Annotated in this window: 23 protein-coding genes; 11 read left to right on the top strand and 12 right to left on the bottom strand. The window is 72.6% G+C overall.

The genetic code is table 11. The annotated features are described in order from the left end of the window. Nucleotides 1-343: 343 nt before the first annotated feature. Entirely contained in the window at nucleotides 344-1,609 is a 1,266-nt protein-coding gene (locus GWI24_RS17705; protein ID WP_210946917.1) for a glycoside hydrolase family 18 protein, read from the bottom strand. A 384-nt stretch (nucleotides 1,610-1,993) separates the two neighbouring features. Between GWI24_RS17705 and GWI24_RS17710 the strand changes: the two genes are divergently transcribed. Then, the gene (locus GWI24_RS17710) at nucleotides 1,994-3,166 is read left to right on the top strand and encodes an acyl-CoA dehydrogenase family protein (RefSeq protein WP_210946918.1); all 1,173 of its coding nucleotides are present in this window, start codon (nucleotides 1,994-1,996) and stop codon (nucleotides 3,164-3,166) included. 162 nt (nucleotides 3,167-3,328) lie between these two features. Here GWI24_RS17710 and GWI24_RS17715 read toward each other — a convergent pair whose 3' ends face one another. Further along, entirely contained in the window at nucleotides 3,329-3,682 is a 354-nt protein-coding gene (locus tag GWI24_RS17715; RefSeq protein ID WP_210946919.1) for a hypothetical protein, read from the bottom strand. Nucleotides 3,683-3,899: 217 nt separating this feature from the next. Between GWI24_RS17715 and GWI24_RS17720 the strand changes: the two genes are divergently transcribed. From GWI24_RS17720 to GWI24_RS17740, 5 genes are all read left to right on the top strand, one after another. Further along, nucleotides 3,900-4,340 (top strand): Lrp/AsnC family transcriptional regulator, encoded by a 441-nt coding sequence (locus tag GWI24_RS17720; RefSeq protein WP_020866923.1) that lies wholly within the window; start codon nucleotides 3,900-3,902, stop codon nucleotides 4,338-4,340. Nucleotides 4,341-4,486: 146 nt separating this feature from the next. After that, complete coding sequence (locus tag GWI24_RS17725) at nucleotides 4,487-6,034, top strand: amidohydrolase (RefSeq protein WP_247616523.1); 1,548 nt, start codon at nucleotides 4,487-4,489, stop codon at nucleotides 6,032-6,034. 580 nt (nucleotides 6,035-6,614) lie between these two features. Further along, nucleotides 6,615-8,474, top strand: a complete 1,860-nt coding sequence (lnt, locus tag GWI24_RS17730) for an apolipoprotein N-acyltransferase (protein WP_210946921.1) — start codon at nucleotides 6,615-6,617, stop codon at nucleotides 8,472-8,474. 158 nt (nucleotides 8,475-8,632) lie between these two features. Beyond that, nucleotides 8,633-9,364 (top strand): polyprenol monophosphomannose synthase, encoded by a 732-nt coding sequence (locus GWI24_RS17735; RefSeq protein ID WP_223864990.1) that lies wholly within the window; start codon nucleotides 8,633-8,635, stop codon nucleotides 9,362-9,364. Between the two features lie 117 nt (nucleotides 9,365-9,481). Further along, nucleotides 9,482-9,670: a Rho termination factor N-terminal domain-containing protein gene (locus tag GWI24_RS17740; protein WP_020866919.1), complete on the top strand. Its 189-nt coding sequence runs from the start codon at nucleotides 9,482-9,484 to the stop codon at nucleotides 9,668-9,670. A 47-nt stretch (nucleotides 9,671-9,717) separates the two neighbouring features. On the opposite strand, the gene GWI24_RS17745 is transcribed toward GWI24_RS17740, so the two are convergent. The 6 genes from GWI24_RS17745 to GWI24_RS17770 are packed head-to-tail and all read right to left on the bottom strand — an operon-like array spanning nucleotide 9,718 to nucleotide 13,548. Next, a complete protein-coding gene (locus GWI24_RS17745; protein WP_210946923.1) occupies nucleotides 9,718-11,532 on the bottom strand; it encodes a complex I subunit 5 family protein in 1,815 nt (604 codons plus the stop codon). A 4-nt stretch (nucleotides 11,533-11,536) separates the two neighbouring features. Next, the gene (locus GWI24_RS17750; protein ID WP_210946924.1) at nucleotides 11,537-11,881 is read right to left on the bottom strand and encodes a sodium:proton antiporter; all 345 of its coding nucleotides are present in this window, start codon (nucleotides 11,879-11,881) and stop codon (nucleotides 11,537-11,539) included. Continuing rightward, nucleotides 11,878-12,678: an MnhB domain-containing protein gene (locus tag GWI24_RS17755; protein ID WP_210946925.1), complete on the bottom strand. Its 801-nt coding sequence runs from the start codon at nucleotides 12,676-12,678 to the stop codon at nucleotides 11,878-11,880. The genes GWI24_RS17750 and GWI24_RS17755 overlap by 4 nt, the downstream gene beginning before the upstream one ends. Beyond that, nucleotides 12,675-12,956 (bottom strand): DUF4040 domain-containing protein, encoded by a 282-nt coding sequence (locus GWI24_RS17760; RefSeq protein ID WP_210946926.1) that lies wholly within the window; start codon nucleotides 12,954-12,956, stop codon nucleotides 12,675-12,677. Before GWI24_RS17760 ends, GWI24_RS17755 begins: the two co-directional genes overlap by 4 nt. Beyond that, the gene (locus tag GWI24_RS17765; RefSeq protein WP_210946927.1) at nucleotides 12,953-13,387 is read right to left on the bottom strand and encodes an MrpF/PhaF family protein; all 435 of its coding nucleotides are present in this window, start codon (nucleotides 13,385-13,387) and stop codon (nucleotides 12,953-12,955) included. Before GWI24_RS17765 ends, GWI24_RS17760 begins: the two co-directional genes overlap by 4 nt. Next, on the bottom strand, nucleotides 13,384-13,548 hold the full coding sequence (locus GWI24_RS17770; protein WP_210946928.1) for a hypothetical protein: 165 nt from the start codon (nucleotides 13,546-13,548) through the stop codon (nucleotides 13,384-13,386). The genes GWI24_RS17765 and GWI24_RS17770 overlap by 4 nt, the downstream gene beginning before the upstream one ends. Before the next feature lie 197 nt (nucleotides 13,549-13,745). Between GWI24_RS17770 and fxsA the strand changes: the two genes are divergently transcribed. Then, a complete protein-coding gene (gene fxsA, locus GWI24_RS17775; protein ID WP_374103310.1) occupies nucleotides 13,746-14,348 on the top strand; it encodes an FxsA family membrane protein in 603 nt (200 codons plus the stop codon). A 104-nt stretch (nucleotides 14,349-14,452) separates the two neighbouring features. Here fxsA and GWI24_RS17780 read toward each other — a convergent pair whose 3' ends face one another. Then, the gene (locus GWI24_RS17780; protein ID WP_014056358.1) at nucleotides 14,453-14,827 is read right to left on the bottom strand and encodes an RNA polymerase-binding protein RbpA; all 375 of its coding nucleotides are present in this window, start codon (nucleotides 14,825-14,827) and stop codon (nucleotides 14,453-14,455) included. A 256-nt stretch (nucleotides 14,828-15,083) separates the two neighbouring features. Next, nucleotides 15,084-15,671, bottom strand: coding sequence for a YitT family protein (locus tag GWI24_RS17785; RefSeq protein ID WP_247616528.1), 588 nt, complete (start codon nucleotides 15,669-15,671; stop codon nucleotides 15,084-15,086). 189 nt (nucleotides 15,672-15,860) lie between these two features. Here GWI24_RS17785 and GWI24_RS17790 point away from each other — a divergent pair, with 189 nt between their 5' ends. Beyond that, nucleotides 15,861-17,384 carry a PLP-dependent aminotransferase family protein gene (locus GWI24_RS17790; RefSeq protein ID WP_210946930.1) on the top strand — a complete coding sequence of 508 codons (1,524 nt, stop codon included), beginning with the start codon at nucleotides 15,861-15,863 and terminating at the stop codon, nucleotides 17,382-17,384. Nucleotides 17,385-17,668: 284 nt separating this feature from the next. On the opposite strand, the gene GWI24_RS17795 is transcribed toward GWI24_RS17790, so the two are convergent. Then, complete coding sequence (locus GWI24_RS17795; RefSeq protein ID WP_210946931.1) at nucleotides 17,669-19,303, bottom strand: hypothetical protein; 1,635 nt, start codon at nucleotides 19,301-19,303, stop codon at nucleotides 17,669-17,671. 1 nt (nucleotide 19,304) lies between these two features. Then, on the bottom strand, nucleotides 19,305-19,499 hold the full coding sequence (locus GWI24_RS17800) for a hypothetical protein (protein WP_020866907.1): 195 nt from the start codon (nucleotides 19,497-19,499) through the stop codon (nucleotides 19,305-19,307). A gap of 239 nt (nucleotides 19,500-19,738) precedes the next feature. On the opposite strand from GWI24_RS17800, the gene GWI24_RS17805 reads away from it, so the two are divergent. The 3 genes from GWI24_RS17805 to GWI24_RS17815 all read left to right on the top strand — a co-directional run. After that, nucleotides 19,739-20,161, top strand: coding sequence for an ankyrin repeat domain-containing protein (locus tag GWI24_RS17805; RefSeq protein WP_210946932.1), 423 nt, complete (start codon nucleotides 19,739-19,741; stop codon nucleotides 20,159-20,161). 176 nt (nucleotides 20,162-20,337) lie between these two features. Next, a complete protein-coding gene (locus tag GWI24_RS17810; RefSeq protein WP_210946933.1) occupies nucleotides 20,338-21,645 on the top strand; it encodes an ROK family transcriptional regulator in 1,308 nt (435 codons plus the stop codon). A gap of 129 nt (nucleotides 21,646-21,774) precedes the next feature. Beyond that, nucleotides 21,775-23,025 (top strand): ROK family protein (locus GWI24_RS17815; RefSeq protein WP_210946934.1); only part of this gene is annotated, 1,251 nt, incomplete at its 3' end.

Consider the following 23,025-nt stretch of genomic DNA (forward strand, 5'->3'; position numbering starts at 1 on the left):
AGTTGGCCGCCACAGCTCGGGCACTGCTCGGAGCTCATGATCGTTCCTTTGGTTCACGCGCGCGGAGTGGTGCGGGCCACCCGTGCGCTCAGATTTCCTTGTGGGGCGGATGCCCCGCAATAGCCAGAACAAGCCGCGTTGAGGTACGAGCCCCGGACGGAGCGCGTTCACACGGGGCGGCGTTACCGGGGGGTCTTCTCCACATACGCTCCTCGCGCCCCCTCGTGCGCCGCTTGAACGCTTGACACCGATGGGGCCGGGTGTGCGCGGGCGCGCACGACGAAGCGGGCGGGGAGCCGGTGATGGCTCCCCGCCCGCGTCGATCAGGGGCGTTGCTGTGGGGTCAGCTGATGGACTTGATCAGCTCACCGTTCGCGGTGTCGCCGCTGAGCTCCCAGAAGAAGGTGCCGCCCAGGCCCTGCTGCTGCTTGTAGTTCATCTTCCCGGCGATGGTGGCGGGGGTGTCATAGCTCCACCACTGGTTGCCGCAGTGCGCGTAGGCCGTGCCCGCGACCGTGCCGGTCGCCGGGCAGGAGCCCTTGAGCACCTTGTAGTCCTCGATGCCCGCCTCGTAGGTGCCGGGCGCGGCGCCGGTCGCCGTGCCACCGGGGGCGTCCTGGGTGACGCCACTCCAGCCGCGTCCGTAGAAGCCGATGCCCAGCAGGAGCTTCGAGGCCGGGATGCCGAGGCCCTTGAGCTTGCTGATGGCGGCGTCGGTGTTGAAGCCCTGCTGCGGAATGCCGTTGTAGGAGTTGAGCGGGGAGTGCGGGGCGGTGGGGCCCTGTGCGGCCCATGCGCCGAAGAAGTCGTACGTCATCGGGTTGTACCAGTCGACGTAACTCGCGGCGCCCGCGTAGTCGGCGGCCTCGATCTTGCCGCCGGAGGAGGCGTCGGCCGTGATCGCCGCGGTCACCAGGTTGGACGAACCGAACTTGGCGCGCACGGCGGACATCAGGTTCTTGAAGGCGTCCTTACCGCTGGTGTCGCAGGAGAGGCCGCAGGCGTTGGGGTACTCCCAGTCGATGTCGATGCCGTCGAAGACATCCGCCCAGCGCGGGTCCTCGACCAGGTCGTAGCAGGACTGGGCGAAGGCCGCGGGGTTCTTGGCGGCCTCGGCGAACCCGGAGGACCAGGTCCAGCCGCCGAAGGACCACAGCACCTTCAGGCCGGGGTGGAGCTTCTTGAGCTTGCGCAGCTGGTTGAAGTTGCCGCGCAGGGCGCCCGCGTCCCAGGTGTCGGCCTGGCCGTCGACGCTGCTCGCCGCGTCGTACGCCTTGTCGTAGTCGGCGTAGGAGTCGCCGATGGCGCACTTGCCGCCGGTGACATTGCCGAAGGCGTAGTTGATGTGGGTGAGCTTGGCGGCCGAGCCCGAGGTCTCGACGTTCTTGACGTGGTAGTTGCGCTGGTAGATGCCCCATTCGGTGAAGTAGCCGACCACCTTGTTCCCGGCGGCCTTCGTCGTGGGGGTCTTGGCGGCCTTGGTCGTGGCCTGGGGTATGTCGGCGCTCCGGGGTTCACCGGCCGCTGCCGACCCCGCGAGCAGGGTGGCGGTCAGCACCGCCGTACAGATCGCCGCGAGCGCGGCGGACAGTCTGCCTGGTCTGAGCATGGAATCTCCTCGGTGGGGGGTGAGGGGAGAGTGAACTGCCCGACGACCTGCCCATAGCTTGACATGAACGCGCAGGGCAGGGTGGGGAAAAGGTAGAAGGACTAGACCAGTGGGGTCAATGGTCTGGGCCAATTTGCTCCATGCGTGCGACGTTGGCGGGAGTGCCTGGAGGAAGGTGGTGAGTGTCCATGTGCGAAATTGGTTGAAGATCGGGCGACCGGTACCGGAAGGCTCCGGATCGGGCATACTCCAACCGCCGCAGTGCAGGTCATCACCGTTCGCGATCCGACGGGCGGACCGGCCGGCGGCAGCAACACCGGTGGCGCCGCCTCACCCCGGCGCACGCCGCCGCAGCGCCTGACCAGGGGAGAGGAGAGCGCCGCCATGACCGATCACGGCCCGCAGCCGGTGGAGCGTGAGCTGCCCACCGAAGAGGCCCGCGACCTGATTTCGCTCGTCCGCGAGCTGATCGAACGGGAGATCAAGCCCCGGGCCGCCGAGGAGGAGGCCGCCGGGCGCTTCCCCCGCGAGCTGTTCACCCTGCTGTCCGAGTCCGGGCTGCTGGGGCTGGTCCACCCCGAGGAGTTCGGCGGCGGCGACCAGCCGTACGAGGTCTACCTCCAGGTCCTCGAGGAGCTCGCCGCGGCCCGGCTGACCGTCGGCCTCGGCGTCAGCGTCCACACCCTGGCCTGTCACGCCCTCGCCGGCTACGGCAGCAAGGAGCAGCGGGCCGAGCACCTCCCCGCGATGCTGGGCGGCGGACTGCTCGGCGCGTACTGCCTCTCCGAGCCCTCCTCCGGCTCCGACGCGGCCGGGCTCACCACCCGGGCCACCCGCGACGGGGACACCTGGACGCTCGAGGGCACCAAGGCATGGATCACCCACGGCGGCATCGCCGACTTCTACACCGTGCTCGCCCGCACCGGCCCCGAGCGCACCCGCGGCATCAGCGCCTTCCTCGTGCCCGCCGACGCCCCCGGGCTCTCGGCGGCCGCGCCCGAGCACAAGATGGGCATGGCCGGTTCGCCGACCGCCCAGATCCACCTCGACGGGGTGCGGGTGCCCGACGCGCGCCGGATCGGTGAGGAGGGCCAGGGGTTCGCGATCGCCCTGTCCGCCCTCGACGCGGGCCGGCTGGGCATCGCGGCCTGCGCCGTCGGCGTCGCCCAGGCGGCGCTGGACGAGGCGCTCGCGTACACCGCGCAGCGGCGGCAGTTCGGCCGGCCGATAGCCGACTTCCAGGGGCTGCGCTTCATGCTCGCCGACATGGCCACGCAGATCGAGGCCGGGCGCGCCCTGTACCTGACGGCGGCACGGCTGCGGGACGCGGGGCGGCCGTTCACCAAGCAGGCGGCGATGGCCAAGCTGTTCTGCACGGACGCCGCGATGCGGATCACCACCGACGCCGTCCAACTGCTGGGCGGATACGGCTACACGGTGGACTTCCCGGTCGAGCGCTATATGCGCGAGGCGAAGGTCCTCCAGATCGTGGAGGGCACCAACCAGATCCAGCGGGTGGTGATCGCCCGCGCTCTCGCGGGGCCTGAGGTCGGCTGAGGCCGGTGTGTCGGTTGGGGCCGGTGTGTCGGTCGGGGGCGCGGCCTGCGCCCCCGCCGTTTCGGGTACGCCCCGGCCGGGGTACCTCCCAGCGGTAGCTGGGGGAGGCTGAAGCGCCCCGGCGGGGGCACCTCCCAGCGGTAGCTGGGGGAGAACCGGGCCCTAGAAAAGGCGCACCGGCCGGGAGCCGGGGCCGCCGAGGTGAGAGAACGGCTGCTTCCGCCAGTCCAGGCCCGCCGGAAGCGTCAGCAGCAGCGCGGCGTCCCGCTCGAACGCGTCCAGCGACGCGTCGGCGGGCTCGGCGTCGGCCACTCGGCGGCCGGTGCCGGCGCAGACCGTGAGCCCGAACGGGTCCCACGGGGACGAGCACAGCGCGTGCTCGGGAAGGACGTCCTCGTCGGCGAGGAGTGCGATGGGGCGTGCGCAGTCCGGGCAGATCACCCGGAACATCTCATAGGTGTCGTGGATCTCGTCGGTATCGATGTCGCCTGCGTCGAGGCGCTCGAGATGAGGCATGAGTTTCCCCCTCGGGTGGGCTGGCCAGGCGCGTCGGCCTCGACCACAGCAAGCATTTCCCTCGCGGCCGCATAGGTAATCGCCGCATCTCATAGGACACCCATGAGGGCATGTGGTGTTCGTCACATGCCCGGCGCAGGTGCGGCGTAGCGGTGCCTATGTCCGCTGTGCCCACCCGTTGTGCCGGAGCCCTCCCGACCGCATAAGGTGATCGGCTGTGGAGGAGTTGGACAGACAGATCGTGGAGCTGCTCGTCAAGGACGGCCGGATGAGCTACACGGACCTGGGCAAGGCCACCGGCCTGTCCACATCGGCCGTGCACCAGCGGGTTCGCCGTCTCGAACAGCGGGGCGTGATCCGCGGCTATGCCGCCGTCGTGGACCCCGAGGCCGTCGGGCTTCCCCTTACCGCGTTCATCTCGGTCAAACCCTTCGACCCCAGCGCGCCCGACGACATCTCCGAGCGGCTCGCCGAGGTGCCCGAGATCGAGGCGTGCCACAGCGTCGCGGGCGATGAGAACTACATCCTCAAGGTGCGCGTCGCGACCCCGCTGGAGCTGGAGCACCTGCTCAGCCGGATCCGCTCGCTGGCCGGTGTCTCCACCCGCACCACCGTGGTTCTCTCCACGCCTTACGAGGCGCGCCCGCCGCGCGTCTGAACGCCCTGTCGACACCCCCTTACCTGATACCCCCATCGAGGCAGCCCGCCGTGAACGACCCCACCCCCGCCCAGGCCCCCGAAGGCCGTACCGTCCTGCTGCGCGGAGGTGAGGTCCACAGCCCCGCCGATCCGTTCGCGACCGCGATGGTCGTCGAACGCGGCACCATCGCCTGGGTCGGCTCCGAAGGGGCCGCGGACGGCTTCGCGGACGGCGTGGACGAGGTCATCCAGCTGGACGGGGCACTGGTGACGCCCGCCTTCACCGATGCGCATGTGCACACCACCGCGACCGGGCTCGCCCTCACCGGACTCGATCTCACCGGCGCCCGTACGCTCGCCGACGCGCTGGAGCGGGTGCGCGCCCACGCCGCCGCCCACCCCGCCGACCGGGTGCTGCTCGGCCACGGCTGGGACGCCGCCCGCTGGCCCGAGGGGCGGCCGCCCTCCCGGGCCGAACTCGATCAGGCGACCGGCGGCCGCCCCCTCTATCTCACCCGCATCGATGTGCACTCCGCCGTCGTCACCACCGCGCTCCTCGACCTCGTGCCCGGCGTGTCGGACCTGGCCGGGTACCACCCCGACACGCCGCTGACCGGCGCCGCCCACCACGCCGTACGCGCCGCCGCCCACGCGGTCATCACCGAGCGGCAGCGCACCGACGCCCAGCGGGCCGCCCTCGCCCGCGCCGCCTCGCTCGGCATCGGCACCCTCCACGAATGCGCCGGGCCCGACATCTCCTCCGAGGACGACCTCACCGGGCTGCTCGAGCTCGCCGCCGGGGAGCCCGGGCCGCGGGTGTACGGCTACTGGGCCGAGGCCGCGAGCAGCGCCGCCGACCTGGACAAGGCGCGCGAACTCGGCGCCATCGGCGCGGCGGGCGACCTCTTCGTCGACGGGGCGCTCGGCTCGCACACGGCGTGTCTCCACCAGCCTTACGCCGACACGCCGCACACCGGCACCGCCTACCTGGACGCGGCGGCCGTCGCCGCCCATGTCACCGCCTGCACCGAGGCCGGGATCCAGGCCGGTTTCCATGCCATCGGCGACGCCGCCGTCACGGCCGTCGTCGAGGGCGTACGGGCCGCCGCCGACACTGTCGGACTCGCCCGCGTGCGCGCCGCCCGGCACCGTGTCGAACACGCCGAGATGCTCACCCCCGAGACCGTCGCGGCCTTCGCCGAACTCGGCCTCACCGCCTCCGTCCAGCCCGCCTTCGACGCCCTGTGGGGCGGCGAGGACGGCATGTACGCCCAGCGGCTCGGCCCCGAGCGGGCCCGCACCCTCAACCCCTACGCGGCGCTGCTGCGCGCCGGAGTGCCCCTGGCACTCGGCTCCGACAGCCCCGTCACCCCGTTCGACCCCTGGGGCACCGTGCGCGCCGCCGCCTTCCACCGCACCCCGGAGCACCGGATCTCCGTCCGCGCCGCGTTCACCGCCCACACCCGCGGCGGCTGGCGGGCCATCGGACGGGACGACGCGGGCGTCCTGGCGCCCGGCGCGCCCGCCGACTACGCGATCTGGCGGACCGGTGAGCTCATCGTGCAGGTGCCCGACACGCGGTTCGCCGGATGGTCCACCGACCCCCGCTCCGGCACCCCCGGTCTGCCCGATCTCACGCCCGGCGGTCAACTGCCCGTCTGTGTGCGCACGGTGGTGGGCGGACGCACCGTCCACCTCCGGCCGGACGAGTGACGCGCGGGTGCCCCGTACCGCCGAACGATGAGCCCCCGGCCTGTCGTGGCATCTGAACACCGTCCGTACTGACCTGGTCATTTGAGGAAACGGCGCAGGTCATGTGGCTGTTGACAGGGTGCGGTCGGTGGCCGGTAGGTTCGGGCTCGTCCACCACAGGACGCCCGACCGGGGAATCTTCACGAAGTCGTCGAACGCCGCTGGGCCAGAGGGAGACGCGCCACCGTGGTGCGCCACCACTGGGAGCCAGGTCCAGTGCACGGGGGCGAGGGAGGGATCGCCGGGTCGGCAGGTGCGACCCGGGAGGGGCCCGGACGCTCAGTAGACAACGGCTCTCGGTCGATCCGCAGCCAGCGGGTCCCAGGTCGGCCCGAAGGGCGTCGGGCCCCCACTCCGCACGCGCACACCGGCGGACCGCCCCCCGGCGCGGGGGCGGGGCCGCCGCGCCGGGGGAGGGAACCCCCGCCATGGCCGAAGCGTTTCTCTACCCCGAGGTCACAATCCGCACCTCGGGACCACTTCCGCGCGCCCGCGTTATACGGTCACCTCACCACAGCACGACCTGTAGGAAGGCCGCACCGTGCCATCGGGTTCCGACACCACCGCCGAAGCCGCCCCCACCGGGCCGGACGCAGACCGACCGGGTCAGCGGACGACCGGCTCCGCCGCCACGCCGCCCACCGGCGGCGCCGAGGGCGGTGACGCCGTGGAGGGCCGTGACCCCGTCGAGGGCCGTGACGCCGTCGAGGGTGGCGAACCCGGCGCGACCGCGTCCACCGCGTCCGGGACCTCCTCTGCCGGGACCGAGCCCGAGCCCGGGCCCGGGACCGGGACCGCGCCGTCCGCCGGAGAGCGGCGGCCCGGCCGGCTGCGCCGCCTCGGCCTGCTCGCCCGCCGCGAGGCGCGGCGCAGCGCGCTCGCGGCGGTCAGCGGGCTCGCGCTCGGCCTCGCCTTCCCGCCGTTCGGGGTGTGGCCGCTGTCCCTGGTGGCCGTCGCCGCCCTGGCCCTGCTCACCCACGGCCGGACCGCCCGCCAGGGCGCCTGGACGGGCTTCGCCTTCGGGGTGCCGTTCTTCCTGCTGCTGCTGAAGTGGCTCAGCGTGGTGGGCTGGGACGCGGTGGTGGGCCTGTCCATCATCGAGGCGGCCTTCCTCGCGCTGATGGGGGCGGGCCTGGCCGTGGTCTCCCGGCTGCCCGTACCGGCCCTGTGGCCGCTGTGGACGGCCTGTCTGTGGGTCGCCGAGGAGTGGGCCCGCGACCGGGTGCCCTTCGGCGGTTTCCCCTGGGGCCGGCTGGCCTTCGCCAACACCGGCTCGCCCTACACCCCGCTCGCCGCGCTCGGTGGCGCCCCGCTGGTCACCTTCGGCGTCGCCCTGACGGGCGGAGCGCTCGCCGGTGCCGCGCTCACCCTGTGGCGGCTGCGCGGGGCCGGGGGCTTCTCGCCGCGCAGCGCCCTGCCCGCCGCCGGGGCCGTGGCCGTCGCGGCGGCCGTGACGGCGGCCGGATTCGCGGTGCCCATCCCCACCGCCGCCGACGATTCGGTCGACATCGCGGTCGTCCAGGGCAATGTGCAGCAGCCCGGTATGGACTTCCTGGGCCGCCCCATGATGATCCTCGACAACCATGTGAAGGCGACCCTGAACCTGGCGAAGGACGTCAAGGCGGGCCGGATCGCCAAGCCCGATCTCGTCATATGGCCGGAAAACGCCTCCGACCTCGATCCCTTCCAGTATCGGGAGGCATACGCCCGGATCGACGAGGCCGTGAAGTCGATCGGCGTTCCGGTGCTGGTCGGCGCCCTGGTCGACCATCCGACCAAAGAGGGTTATGTGGAGAACCAGGGCATCGTCTGGGACCCGAAGAGCGGCCCCGGCGCCTCGTACACCAAGCAGCACCCGGTGCCCTTCGGTGAGTACGTCCCCTTCCGCCAGGAGCTCAGCAAGGTCATCACCCGGCTGCAGCGGGTGCCCCGCGACTTCTACCCCGGCGACCACACCGGTGTGCTGAACGTCGGCCCGGCGCGGCTCGGCGATGTGATCTGCTTCGAGGTCGCCTACGACGAGATCGTGCGCGACACGGTCAACGCGGGCGCCCGGGCGATCGTCGTCCAGACCAACAACGCCACCTATGGACGCAGCGGCCAGCCCGAGCAGCAGCTGGTCATGTCCAAGCTGAGGGCGATCGAACACGGTCGGCCGGTGATCACCGCGGCCACGAGCGGGATCAGCGCCGTGGTCTCCCCGGATGGCACGATCGAGCAGCGGACGAAAGAATTCACGCAAGATGTGCTCACCGCGCGCATCCCGCTGCGTGACGGCAAGACCCTGGCCGACCGCGTCGGTGCGATCCCCGAGTGGGTGCTCGCTATGGTGGGCGTTCTGTCCTGCGCGGCCGCGATCATGATCGGCCGTCGGGGACGTACGGACAAGAAGGGGCAGTAGCCGTGAGCGACGCACGCGAGGCCGAGGAGCCTGGCACCAAGGCCGACGAGCCGAGCGCGCAGGCCGGGGAGGCCGGCGCCGAGGCCGAGGAGCCGCGCCGTAGCAACGAGGGCCAGGACGACGGTGGCCGGCGGAAGTACGGTCCGCTCGGCACGACCTTGGTGATCATCCCGACCTACAACGAGGCGGAGAACATCAAGCCGATCGTCGCGCGGGTCCGGGAGTCGGTTCCGGACGCGCACATCCTCGTGGCGGACGACAACAGCCCGGACGGCACGGGCAAGGTCGCCGATGAGCTGGCTGCCGAGGACGACCACGTCAAGGTCTTGCACCGCAAGGGCAAGGAGGGCCTCGGCGCCGCCTATCTGGCCGGGTTCCGGTGGGGCATCGAGCACGGCTACGGCGTGCTGGTCGAGATGGACGCCGACGGCTCACACCAGCCCGAGGAGCTGCCCCGGCTGCTCACCGCGCTCAAGGGCGCGGATCTGGTGATCGGCTCCCGCTGGGTGCCCGGCGGTCGCATCGTCAACTGGCCCAAGTCCCGCGAGTTCATCTCCCGGGGCGGCAGCACCTACTCCCGCCTGCTCCTCGACGTCCCGATCCGCGATATGACGGCGGGCTACCGCGCGTTCCGCAAGGAGACGCTCGAGGGCATCGGCATGGACGAGGTCGCCTCCCAGGGCTACTGCTTCCAGATCGACCTGGCCTGGCGGGCCATCAAGGCGGGCTTCCACGTCATCGAGGTCCCGGTCACCTTCATCGAACGCGAGCGCGGCGAGAGCAAGATGAGCCGCGACATCGTCACGGAGGCGGCCTGGCGGGTCATGTCCTGGGGTGTGGGCTCGCGGGTCAACAAGGTGCTGGGCCGCAAGGACTCCAAGGAGTCCTAGGGCGCGTTTCGAAAGTCCCGCCTGCCCCGTCGGCCGATACCCGACTCCGCGCTCGGAGTAGTCCCGCGGGCGATGTTCCGCCCCGTACCGGACACTTGAGGCGGAAGGAGGCGGAACATGGCCAAAGCGACCGCCAAGAGCGGGAAGACGTCGGGGCGCCGGATGGCGGCCCGTGGGGGCGCCAAGTCGGGCGGCATGGAGACGCGGACCAAGGAGGACCTGTACCGCGAGGCCCAGAAGGCGGGCATCGAGGGCAGGTCCCAGATGTCCAAGAGCCAGCTGATCTCGGCACTGCGCCACCGCTGACCGCTGACTGCTGACCACGGGACCGGGCGCGCCCCGGTCCCGGCGGCTCAGCGGACCCCCGGGACGGTCAGCACCGTGAGCAGCGCCGTCCCGGCGATCAGCCAGGCGACGTAGTCGCCGATATGCCCGGACTGCAGTCGTCGTACGGGCGCGAGTAGCACGGCCGTCCCGGTGTGGATCGGCCGCCGTACCGCCAGTGTGGCCAGGGTGATGGCGAGGGCCGCGGAGAGCAGCCCGAGCAGGATCCCGGTCAGCTGCCAGTGCGGTGGCAGATGTGCCGGGGCGGCCGCGGCGTGTCCGTCGAGGACCGTCCGACGGTAGCCGCCGGTGTCGGTGAACAGCGCCCCGGCCCGGCCGACCGCGGACCCGACGGCCGGGATCACCCCGAGGGCCAGCGACGCGGCCAGCAGCGCGGCGGGCACCGCCAGCAGCGGCACCGGGATGCGCCCGAGGCGGCCGCCGGTCTCGGGTTCCTCCTCGCCGGTGGTCTCCGGGCCGCCCTCCTCCTCGTCCCGGGGCCTTCTGCCCACTCCGGCGAAGATCCGCAGCCCGGCGCGCAGCACCGCGCCCCCGGTCACCGCCGACACCAGGACGTAGAGCGCGGGCAGCCATCCGGCGGTGTGCCCCGCGGCCTCCTCCGCGGCGGCCTTGCCGAGCCCGGAGCCGAACGGCGGCAGCCCGCTCAAGCCCAGCCCGCCCACCGCGAACAGCACGCCGACCGCCGGCAGCTCCCGGGCCCGGCCGAACAGCTCGTGCTCGTCCACGGTCGCGTACCGGTCCAGCAGCACCCCGGCGCAGGCGAAGAGCGCCGCCTTCACACCCGCGTGGCCCAGCACGTACAGCGCCGTGCCCGAGATCCCCTCCGGGGTCAGCACGGCCACGCCGATCAGGAAGAGCCCGGTGTGGGCCACTGTCGAGAACGCCAGCAGCCGTTTGAGATGGCGCTGCTGCCAGCACATCACCGCGCCCAGCAGCGCCGTAAGGACGCCCAGCACCAGCAGCGCGCGGGTGAAGTCGGGGTGGGAGAGCCCTCCGGGCCCGGAGAAGACCGTCCAGTAGACCCGGGCGACCCCGTAGACACCGAGCTCCACCATCACCCCGGACAGCAGCATGCACACCGGCGTCGGCGCGACCGCGTGTGCGTCGGGCAGCCAGAAGTGGAACGGAACGGCGGCCGCCTTCACCAGCAGACCGGTGGTCACCAGGACGAACGCGGCGAGCACCAGCCCGTCCGGCCCGTCCGCGTCCAGCCCCCGCCCGATCTGGGCGAACCCCAGCTCGCCGGTGCGCGCGTACAGCAGTGTGATGCCCAGCAGGGTGGCGTAGCCGCCGAGGGAGTTCACCACCCCGAAGGCCAGCGCGCCCTGCAGCGGTTTGGGCTCCTCGACGCGGAAGCCGGTCAGCGCGTAGGCGACCACGCCCATCAGCTCGAAGAAGACGAAGGCGTTGAACAGGTCCCCGGTCAGCGCGAAACCGCACATGCCCGCCTGGAACACCAGGATCAGCGCGGGGAAGGAGCCGGTGTGACGGCGCGGCGGCTCCTCGAAGTAGCGCCAGGAGTAGACGAGGACGGCGACGACGAGCAGCGAGACCAGCGCCGCGAGCCCGGCCCCCAGTGGATCGCCGACCAGCACGATGCCCACCCGCCGCCAGCCGCCCACCCACTCCACCGGATATGTCCCCGGTCCGGGGTGACCGGCCCGGAACAGCACCAGGAGCGCCGTGGCGGCGGTGGCGGCGGCGAAGGCGCAGCCGACGATGTCGGAGACGATCCGGGGCAGCCGCCGTCCGGTGGCCACCAGCACCGCCGCGCCCAGCAGCGGCACCGCCACCACCAGCGGCAGCAGTCGCGCGGTGTCCACCCGGTCAGCCCTTCAGCTCGGACAGGGCGTCCGGGTCGACCGTGCCATGGCGTTTGCGGAGCTGGACGACGAGCGCGAGCAGCAGCGCGGTCACGGTCGCGCCGACCACGATGTCGGTGAGGGCGAGCGCCTGGACGACCGGGTCGGCCACCCGGCTGTTCGTGGGCGCGTCGGCGAAGACCGGGGCGGTGCCGCCGTTCCGGTAGCCGACGGCGAGCAGCAGCACATAGGTGGAGGACTGGGTGACGGCCAGGCATCCGACGGCATGGATGAGGTCCCGGCTGGTCACCAGCCCGTACACACCGATCAGAAAGATCCATCCGGCGACCAGGTACGGCAGGACCGTCACGCTCGCTCCCTCTCGTCGTCTCCGTTGCCCCCGCTGTCCCCTGTGTCCCGCGGGCTCCCGTCGTCTTCCCCGGGCTCCTCGATCTCCACCGCCTGGTCCAGGAAGCGGGCCAGCAGGACCACGATCCCGCTGGTGACCTCCAGGCCGACGGCCGCGTTGAGCACCGTCGCCGTGCCGCCGGAGGACAGGGTCGCCAGGGTTCCGAAGGGCAGGACGTTGGCGAGGAACGCCGACCCCGCGAGGACGGCCGCGAGCCCGGTGATCACGTACGCCGCCTCCCCGGCGGCCTCCCCGATCTCGTAGAGGGTCAGCGGGCGGACCCGCTCCAGGGCCCGGTAGTCGGCGGCGATGTAGAGCAGATGCAGCGCGGTGGCCGCGACCACCCCGCCCTGGAAGCCGCCGCCCGGGGTGACCTGGCCGTGCGCGATCACATAGAGGCCCACCAGCAGCGCGAACGGCAGCGTCAGCAGCGCGAACCGGCGCACCGGGGGACGGATCGTGGCGGGCTCGGGATCCTTACGGTGCTCGTCCCGGGCCTGGCGGAGCAGCACCACGGTGCCGATGACAGCCGAGAAGAGGATGGTCTCCTCGCCGAGCGTGTCGAAGGCGCGCAGATCGAAGTTGACGGACGCGATGACATTGGCCGTGTGATGGCTCAGGGCGGCATGCACGGCCCGGGCGCCGTACGGGTGAGGGACGGTGCCGAACGCCGGCAGATCGAAGCAGGCCGCGGCGAACAGCGCGGCGAACGCGGCGGCGCCCACCAGGAAGACCCACAGCCGGACCCGGGAGCTCATCGCTCCCGGCCCGCCGGCTTGTCCACGCCGTCGCCACTCCCCGGGCGGCGCCGCACCTTGCGCACGGTCAGCAGGATCATCAGGGGCGTCACCGCGGAGCCGACGGCGAGCTGCGAGAGCGCGACGTCCGGCGCCTGGAGGAAGGTGAACAGCAGGGCCAGCGCCAGCCCGAGGAAGGACAGCACCAGCGCCTGCCGCACCGGGTCCCGGTTGAGCACGGCGGCGGTGGCGGCGCCCGCGACCAGCAGCAGCGCCACGACGATCAGCACATCGGTCATGCCGTGGCGCCTCCCTTACCGCCGCGGCCGCTGGTCACCACGCTGCCCGCGATCAGCAGCGCGCCGATCAGCAGCAGCTTCACCATGGCCCGGCCGGGCCCGGTCGCCACGCACAGCGGCAGCACCGTGGCGGGCACCCCGACCAGCGCCGTCCAGGGCACCAGCCGGGAGTCGGGCAGGACGTCCAGGAAGCGAGCGTAGATCAGCGTTCCGGTGGGCCCGAGCACGCTGACCACCAGCGCCACATCGTTGTACGAGGTCCGGTGGAAGCCCTGCGCGGCCAGCAGCAGCACCAGACCGGCAAGCAGCGAGGTGAGGTTCTGGCCGATCAGCCGGTCCTTGGGCGAGCCGTAGGCGATCCGCCACAGCACCGGTACGAGCGCGAGCAGCGGCACCAGCGCCGCCGCCAGCCAGCCGTCCGAGGTGCTCACCGGTCCGCCACCGCCCGGCGCCCGGCGCGCGCGAGCGCGGCGCCGGCCAGCGCGGCGGCCGACCCCACCAGGAGTTCCAGGGGGTCCACGGTGCTGATCAGTACCAGCCAGATCCCCATCAGCGCCGCCCACCACACGAGGACCTCCAGCACAGCCGTCATTCGACACCTCCGTCGGCGGCGGGTACCCGGCCCGCCGCCGCCGATACCTCGCGTTTTCGCGGATTCCGCCCGGTCTCCTCCGGACTCCTGGACCCTCTGGGACCCCTCGCGCGTTGGAACCCATGAGATCCCCTCGATCCCCTCGGCCATGCGACCCGCGCTCCGTATCGGTCACGGGCCCGGGCACACTTGGAGGCATGATGACCGGCGCATCGCAGCAGAGCGACCCGACCCGCCCGAAGCGCTCACGCGCCCGCACCTTCGTACCGCTGGGGATCGCCGCCTGGCTGGTGCTGGAGATCTGGCTGCTGACCCTGGTGGCGGACGTCGCCAGCGGGCTGACCGTCTTCCTGCTGCTCGTCGCGGGCGTGGTGGTGGGCGGGGCCGTGGTCAAGCGCGGTGGCCGCCGGGCGTGGCAGAGCCTGGCCGGGTCGATGCGGCCGGGCGCCGAGGAGCCCGCCGCGCGGCCGGGAAGCTCCTTCACGATGCTCGGCGGGCTGCTGCTCATGGTGCCGGGGCTGATCTCGGACGTGGCCGCGCTGGTGTGTCTGTTCCCGCCGACCCGGGCGCTGCTGCGGCGCCGCGCGGAGAGCGCGCTGTCGCGCCGGATGGGCTTCGTCCCCGGATCGCCGTCCGACCCCTTCCAGCAGGCCCGTGAGCAGTGGGAGCGCCGGGACGGGCGGGAGCGCCCGGAGCAGGGCACGGTCATCCAGGGCGAGGTGATACGGGACGGGGGCGACCGGGACCGGGACGGCGACGGAGAGCCGGGCCCCGGGCTGCGGCCGCGCGACCGGGGCTGAGCCACGGCCCAGCCGCCGCGAAAGGCGCACAAGGGCCGGGGCCACTGCTCAGCAGTGGCCCCGGCCCTTGTACTTCAGTTGTTACCTCAGTGCTGCCGCTCGGTTCAGGCAGACTTACGGGTGTCCCGCGGATGCACGGCGATGTTCATGGCACCGGAGCGCAGAACCGCCAGCCGCTCGGCCAGCACCTCCTCCAGCTCCTCGCGGGTGCGCCGCTCCATGAGCATGTCCCAGTGCGTGCGCGCGGGCTTGCCCTTCTTCTCCTCTGGACCGTCGCCGTCGACAAGGAGTGCCATGGCGCCGCACGCCTTGCACTCCCACTCCGGCGGGATCTCCGCCTCTACCGAGAACGGCATCTCGAATCGATGGCCGTTCTGGCATGCGTACTCCACCGCCTGGCGCGGGGCCAGATCGATGCCGCGGTCGGTCTCGTAGCTGGTCACCACGAGTCGCGTGCCGCGAAGAGCTCGCTCACTCATGAATCGTGCCTCCCGGGCTTGTCGCCCACAGGACAGGTGTCGCTGTCGTCGTCATCCGGTCAACGTCCGGTCGGCGGTGAAGATTCCCGTAGTGGGACATGCGTCGCCCGTCGTGCCGCCCCGTTGTTCTACCCACAGGCGCCCGGTTTGTCACATCTGGCAGCAGATGTCACCCAGCGTTTCTGGTACTTTAGCGCGCAGTAACGGTCCGCCTGGTAGGCCAAGGGCGTACACTACCGCCCCGACGGCCCCAGTCCTAAATCAGGTCCCGGACCTGGGTCTCGGCGCCGCCACGCGCCACGATCCCAGAGCCCGTCCCATCGGGTGCGGGAATCGCGAAGACACGCAGGAAGAACTGCGACAGCGGCCCGATGGTCAGCGCGAACAGCACCGTTCCCACCCCCACCGAGCCGCCCAGGGTGAAGCCGGTGGCCAGCACCGCCAGCTCGATCCCGGTCCGCACCAGCCGGATCGACCACCCGGTGCGCCGGTGCAGCCCCGTCATCAGCCCGTCCCGCGGGCCCGGCCCGAACCGCGCCGAGATGTAGAGCCCGGTGGCCACGCCGCACAGCACGATCGCGAAGAGCAGCAGCGGAATCCGCACCGCCAGTGCCTCCGGCTCCGGTATCAGCCACAGTGTGGCGTCCACCACAGGCCCGATCACCAGCACGTTCGACACCGTGCCAAGACCCGGCCGCTGGCGCAGCGGGATCCACAGCAGCAGCGCGGCGACGCCGACGACGACCGTCACCGTCCCGATCGACAGCGAGGCGTGCTCGGAGATGCCCTGGTGGAAGGCGTCCCACGGGTCGAGACCGAGCGTGGCGCGCAACTGGAGCCCCATGGACACCCCGTAGAGCACCAGCCCCACGTAGAGCTGGGCAAGACGGCGTGGAAGGCGGCGGCGTGGAAGGCGGCGGCGTGGAAGGTCGGACAACGCGTGCTCCTGGTGTGAGTGGCCTGCGGCATGTCACTCTGTGGCCCGTAACCAGTCCAGTTCCACGGCCAATCTCCGAAAGGTGGACCGCATTAGATGAGTCCATGGACGTCTGCGGTCGGGGCACCCCAACTGGCCCGGCTGCTCGGGTCACAGCACACCCGCGACGGCGTGGCCGCCGGGGCCGCGGCCTCACTGACCGGGGGCCGCCGCGTCCCCGCCTACCGCTCCCTCGCCGACGGCGTGCGGCTGCTCATCCTGGAGGGCCGGGTTCCGGTCGCGGCCCGGCTCCCCGCCGAGCGCGAGCTCGCCGCGGCGCTCGCGGTCAGCCGCACCACCGTCGCCGCCGCCTACGAGGCGCTGCGCGGCGAGGGGTTCCTGGAGTCCCGGCGCGGCGCCGGGAGCTGGACCGCCATGCCCGCCGGGAGCCCGCTGCCCACCAGGGGGCTCGATCCGCTCCCGCCCGAGGCCGCGGCCTCCGTGATCGACCTCGGCTGTGCCGCGCTGCCCGCCCCCGAACCCTGGCTCACCCGCGCCATGCGCGGCGCCCTGGACGAACTGCCGCCCTACGCCCACACCCACGGCGACTACCCCGCCGGGCTGCCCGCCCTGCGCCAGGCGCTCGCCGACCGCTACGCCGCCCGCGGCATACCGACCATGCCCGAGCAGATCATGGTCACCACCGGCGCCATGGGGGCCGTCGCCGCCGCCTGCCGGCTGATGGTCCGGCCCGGGGAGCGGGTCGCCGTCGAATCGCCCAGCTACGCCAACATCCTCCAGCTGATGCGGGAGGCCGGCGCCCGGCTCGTCCCCGTCGCCATGGCCGACCGGCTCGCGGGCTGGGACATCCCGTCCTGGCGCCAGGTGCTCAGCGCCGCCGCGCCCCGGCTGGCCTACGTCATCGCCGACTTCCACAACCCCACCGGTGCCCTCGCCACCGAGGACCAGCGCCGCCAGCTCGTCGACGCCGCCCGCTCCGCCGGAACGGTCCTGATCGCCGACGAGACCATGGCCGAGCTGCGGCTGGACGACGAGGTGGAGCTGCCCCGGCCCGTCTGCGCCTTCGATCCGGCGGGCAGCACCGTGATCACGGTCGGCTCGGCGAGCAAGAGCTTCTGGGCGGGGCTGCGGATCGGCTGGGTGCGCGCCGCGCCCGATGTCATCCGCAGCCTGGTCGCCGCCCGTGCCTACGCGGACCTGGGCACCCCCGTCATCGAACAGCTCGCCGTCGCCTGGCTGCTGAACACCGGCGGCTGGGAGGAGGCCATCGGGATCCGCCGGGAGCTCGCGCGCGGCAACCGGGACGCGCTCGTCGACGCCCTCCGGCGCCATCTGCCCGACTGGGAGTTCACCGTTCCGCACGGTGGGCTCACCCTCTGGGCCCGCACCGGCGGTCTCTCCGGCTCCCGCATCGCCGAGGCGGGAGCCCGGCTGGGGGTCCGGGTGCCGTCGGGGCCGCGCTTCGGGGTGGACGGCGCGTTCGAGGGGTACGTACGGCTGCCGTTCACGGTCGGGGGAGCGGTCGCGGAGAAGGCCGCCACCCGGCTGGCCTCGGCCGCCGACCTGGTGGCCACGGGCGCCACGATCGAGGCGGAGGCGCCGCGGACCTATGTGGCCTGAGCCGCCGTAAGGCGACGTGGCGGTGGCGGTGGCGGTGGCCGCGGCCTGACCCGCCGTAAGCGCCCCGGTGTGGCTCCGCTACGGGGCCCCGGTGGCTCAGCCTCCGGTGGCTAAGCGGATCGGCGGAAGTCGGCCGCGGTTCGGACGCGCCCCGAAGGGGCGCGGGGCCGTGTCGATGTGCGGCTCCGCCGCGGCTGTGTCGATATGCGGCTCCGCCGCGTGGGACCAGCCACGACGGCGTCGCAGACGATCGACGGCAGGTCGGGGCACGTCCTGCGGACCGCTCAGCCTCCGACGGGCGCCGGAGCCGGGGGCGCCGCCGGGTCGGGGGCCGGGAGCAGCCGGAGCACCGCCTGCCGCTCGGCCTCGCCGGCCGCCTCGTCGTACGGGTCGGGCGTGGCCGGCACCTGGAGGCGGTGCACCGGGCCCGCGCCGAGACGGGCATAGCCACGGCCCGGAGGCACCTCGGGCGTCGGAGTGGTGTGCGGCGGCGCCCCGAGGACGGCCGTGACCTGCTCGGAAGAGACCGGGCCCAGCACCACCCGGGCCCGGGTGTGGCTCCGTACGGCCTCGCTCAGCGCCTCCGCGGCGTCCAGCTGATCGGCAACCACCACCCGTACGTTCGCCGCCCGTCCGTGCCGCAGCGGCACGGCCAGCAGCTCCTGCGGATCGGTGCGGCCGTCCGCCGCCGCGAGATGGCTCATCACCGACGGCCGGTCCAGCAGGATCCACAGCGGGCGCTGGATGTCCTCCGGTGGCGCATGCCGCAGCTGGCGGGCGCGGTTGGCGGCGATCAGCCGGCGCTCGGTCTCATGGCCCGCCCACTCCAGCGTGGCCAGCATCCCGGCCGGCCCGCACTCCACGGCCAGCACCCCCGTGCGTCCGCTCAGACACGCGTACTCGCCGGTGCCGCCGCCGTCCACCACCAGCACCTCGCCATGGGGCAGCGCCTGCAGCGCGATGGAGCGCAGCAGGGTCGTGGTGCCGCTTCCGGGCTGGCCGAGCGCGAGCAGATGCGGTTCGGTCGACCGCGGGCCGGTGCGCCAGACCACCGGCGGTACGTCATAGGTCTCCGGCCCGTCTCCTGCTGCTTTCCTGAGTCCGACGTCCCCCGTGCCCTCCGCGCTCTCCTCGCCCTCCCCGCACGTCTCCGGCCCCGCCAGCACCGGCAGCGTCCGCTGCACCGACGAGGGGTCGGTGAAGCCCAGCACCGTCTCACCGGGCGCGGTGACGAAGCGCTGGGCGTGGATCGCGGTGGACAGGGCGGGCAGCACGGTCAGGGTGAGGTTGTTGGCCTCCTCGTCCCACTCGAACAGATATTCACGGCCGCGCCCCGACTTCGCGTACAGCAGCTGCTCGATCCGGGTGCGGGCCGCGGGCTCGCCGTCGGTGAAGTACGCGGGGTAGTGGAGGCGCAGCCGGGTGAGCCGTCCGCTCTCGTCGAAGGCGAAGGAGTCGAACGCCTCGGACCAGTCACCGCCGTGGCTGTAGAGCGGGCTGGGGTCCTCGGAGGTGGAGAAGTACGGCACCAGCGCCTCGTAGAGCGTGCGCAGCCGCTCGGTGCCGTCGGCGGGCGTCTCCGACGCGGCGCCGGCGCGCCCCCGCCCGGCCCAGCCCGCCGCGCCGATCAGGCTGATCGCCGCCGCCAGGGGCCCGTACGGCAGCAGGAAGAGGACGAAGCCGCAGGCGACCACGAGGGTGAACACCGGTCCGCGGCGGTCGCCCGGCAGCTCCAGCCACCTGCGCCGCCCGGCGGCGGCGAGCACGCGCAACCCGCGCGAGAGCGTGACCAGCGGCTGGAGCACATCGGCGATGCCGTCGGCCGTGCTGCGGGCGAACGCCCGGCCGCGGCCGGGCGGGACGAGCGGGGTGCCCCCGGCGCTGCCGAGACGGAGGCGGGGGAGCGGTCTCCGGCCCACGTCAGATCTTGATCCCACCCAAGAGGCTGGCGAGGCTCGCGCCACCCGCCTTGATGCTCGGGGCGATCGCGGTGGACGCGAGATAGAAGCCGAAGAGCGCACAGATGACCGCGTGCGACCCCTTCAGGCCGTCCTTGCGGAAGAAGATGAAGACGATGATGCCGAGCAGCACGACGCCGGAAATGGACAGGATCATCACGGTCTCCTGCTGATGGGGGACGGTCAGTCACCATGAGTGGTTCCAGGATCACAGCATGTATCCATCGGGCGAAAGGTGCAATTGGGTGGATTATCGGTGTAATCATCACCATGGAGGCGTGGCGCTACGAGCCGACCGCCTGCCGGGGCGGGGCGCCCGCCTGCTCGGGTGGGTCGGCCGCCGTCCTTAGGGTGGATGATCACATACCCAGGTAGCGAAGCCGGAGGCGACAGGCCATGACCGAATCGAACCCCGAGAGCGAGCCCGCCCACGACCCGGAGGTGCTCCAGCTGGCGGCCAAGGTCTTCGACCTGGCCCGGCAGGGTGACACCGATACGCTCGCCGCCTATGTGGACGCGGGCGTCCCGGCCAACCTCACCAACGACAAGGGCGATTCCCTGCTCATGCTCGCGGCCTACTACGGCCATCCCGCCACGGTGTCGGCCCTGCTCCAGCGCGGCGCCGACCCCAATCGGGTGAACGAACGGGGTCAGACCCCCATCGCGGGCGCCACGTTCAAGGGTGAGGCGGAGGTGCTGAGGGTGCTGCTGGCCAAGGGTGCCGACCCGCGCGCCGGATCGCCCTCGGCCGTCGAGACGGCGCGGATGTTCGGGCGGGAGGATCTGCTCGCGCTGTTCCAGGCCCCCGGTGCGGAGTAGTGAGCCGTACGGCGGCCATGAGGCAGCGCCGCTCAGCCGCCGTTGACCGTCAACTCGCCCTTGACCGTTCAAAAAGTGAAGCGCGAGACTTCATTCAGACCGTGAGTTAAGCGATGAAACCAGTCGGCGTCAAGAGCGGCCGCGTCCGGTAGGTTCGGGCAGGGGGAAGGAGCCCGATGGGTCAGATGAACCGACGGACCGTCCGCGACCTGCGGCGCGGCAACCGCTCGACGCTGCTGCGCCAGCTGTACTTCCGGGGCCCGGTGAGCCGTCAGGAGTTGGGGACGCTCACCGGGCTCAGCTCCGGTTCGGTCAGCAATGTCGTCGGCGAACTGCTCGCCGACGAACTGGTGGAGGAGGCCGGGTCCGTCGAGTCCGACGGTGGACGCCCCCGCACGCTGCTGCGGGTCACGCCGGGCGGCGGCCATCTCATCGGGGTCGACGTCGGCGAGACCCATGTCCGCGTGGAGCTGTTCGACCTCGCGCTGACCGAACTGGCCCGGTGGGAGCATCCGCTGACGCCCGGAGGGCTGGAGCGGGATCCGGAGCCGGTCGTCGGCCACATCCTGACCGGCCTGAACGCGGTCGTCGACAAGAGCGGCGCCTCGCCGGAGGCGGTCATCGGCGTCGGGGTCGGCGTCCCCGGCGTCGTCGAACAGGGAGACGAGATCCTCGTCCACGGCCCGTCCGCCGGGCGGGACGCGGTGCCGCTGGAGCGGCTGCTGCGCACCGGCACCGATCTGCCGTTGTTCATCGACAACGGCGCCACCGCGCAGGGGCAGGCCGAGATGTGGTTCGGCGCGGGCCGCGGCGCGGACAACGCGGTGATCGCGCTGATCGGCTCCGGCGTCGGCGCGGCCATCGTGACCGCCGGGGTGCCGTACCGGGGCGCGACCAGCAGCGCGGGGGAGTGGGGGCACACGGTCGTCCAGGTCGGCGGGCGCGCGTGCCGATGCGGTGCGGTCGGCTGTCTGGAGGCGTACGTCGGGGCGCAGGCGGTGCTCGACCGCTACGGGCACGGGGCGCGCGGAGCCGGTGCGGGCGGCGCGGGTGGCGCGGGTGGCGACGGCGGCGCGGGTGGTGGCGGTAAGGACGGCTTGGACGGTGCCGCTGAGGGCGGCGTGGGCGACGCGGACGGTGCCGGTGAGGACCAGCAGGCCGCGTTCGCCGCGATCGTAGGGGCCGCCGGGAGCGAGGCGCGGGCGCGTGAGGTGCTGGAGGAGACCGCCGCCTACCTCGGCGCGGGCATCGCCGATCTGATCAACCTCTTCAACCCCGAGCGGATCATCCTCGGCGGCTGGGCCGGACTGCTCCTCGGCGGCCGCGTCCTCCCCAGGATCCGGGCCGTCACCGCCTCCTACGCGCTGCGCAGGCCGTACGCCCAGACCGAGATCGGGCTGGCCGAACTGGGGCCCGACGCCGTGGCGTTGGGCGCGGCCACGCTTCCGCTGGCGCACTTCCTCGCCACCGGTGGAGCGCGCTAAGGGTTCGACTTCTGTCGGTTCAGGGGGAGTTGGGTCGGACCCCGCCTCAAATTCTTTGACGCAAGAAGGTCCAGACCTATTGACATGCATCGAACAGGGCTGGACATTGTGTCTCCCCGGAGGTGACCGATGACGGCCAAGGCGCAGGCAGCCCAGCCCTCGCTGCGCACCACCGTGCGCGATCCGCGGCGCGGCAGCCGCTCCTCGCTGCTGTGGACGCTGTACCTGCACGCTCCGCTCAGCAGCCAGGAACTCGTCCGCCGTACGGGGCTCGGCGCCACCACCGTGAGTACGGTCATCGGCGAACTGATCGCCGAAGGCGTCGTCACCGAAGACCTCGGTACGGAGACGGAATCGCCCCGGCTGCGGTTGGCCTCCGAGCACCGGTACGTCATCGGCGTCGAGGTCGCCGATACCCGGGTCCGCGTCGGGCTGTTCGACCTCGCCCTCACCCAACGGGCCGGAGCCGTATACCCGTTACCCTCCGGAGCCCACGGCGCCGAGACCGCCGTCCGCCACATCCTGACCTTCCTGGACGCCGTCATCGAGGAAGCCGGAATCCCCCACGGGCACATCCTCGGCGTCGGCATCGGCGTTTCGGCCACCGGCTGGGACGCCGTTCCCCTGGAGCCGATGCTGCGCACCGGCACCGCGCTGCCCCTGCACATCGACAACGGCGCGGAGGCCCTGGGCCGGGCCGAGATGTGGTTCGGCGCCGGCCGCGGTGTCCAGCACGCCGTCGTCGCGCTCATCGGCTCCGGTGTCTCCGCGAGCGTCATCACCCACGGCTCCCCCTACCGGGGCGCCACCGACAGCGCGGGCGAGTGGGGCCACACCACCGTCCAGGCCGGGGGCCGCCGCTGCCGGTGCGGCGCCCGCGGCTGCCTGGAGGCGTACGTCGGGGCCGAGGCGGTCCTGGAGCGCTACCGCCAGGCCCGGCGCGGCCGTGTCACCCCCGGCGCCGACCAGGAGTCCGCGTTCGCCGCGCTGCTCGCGGCCGCCGACACCTCGTCCGCCGCGCAGCGCGTCCTGGAGGAGGCGGCGGTGTACTTGGGCGCCGGGATCGCCAATGTCGTCAACCTCTTCAACCCCCAGCGGATCCTCCTCGGCGGCTGGGCCGGGCAGATGTTCGGTGCCCGAATGCTGCCGCGGATCCGCGAGACGGTGGCCGCGCAGGCGCTGCGCAGACCCTACGCGCAGACCGACATCGGGCTGTGCGGGCTCGGCCCCCACGCCGTGGCGCTCGGCGCCGCCGCCCTGCCCGTCCGCCACTTCCTGACCGAGGGCGCGCACCGGCCCACCCGTCACCCGACCACCACCCCGCTGGCGCGCACTCCTCCCATCTGTCACCCGACCACCACCCCCCAAGGAGCGCTGGCG

This window comes from Streptomyces sp. MK37H, from assembly GCF_018035285.1.
GTDB lineage: Bacteria > Actinomycetota > Actinomycetes > Streptomycetales > Streptomycetaceae > Streptomyces > Streptomyces endocoffeicus.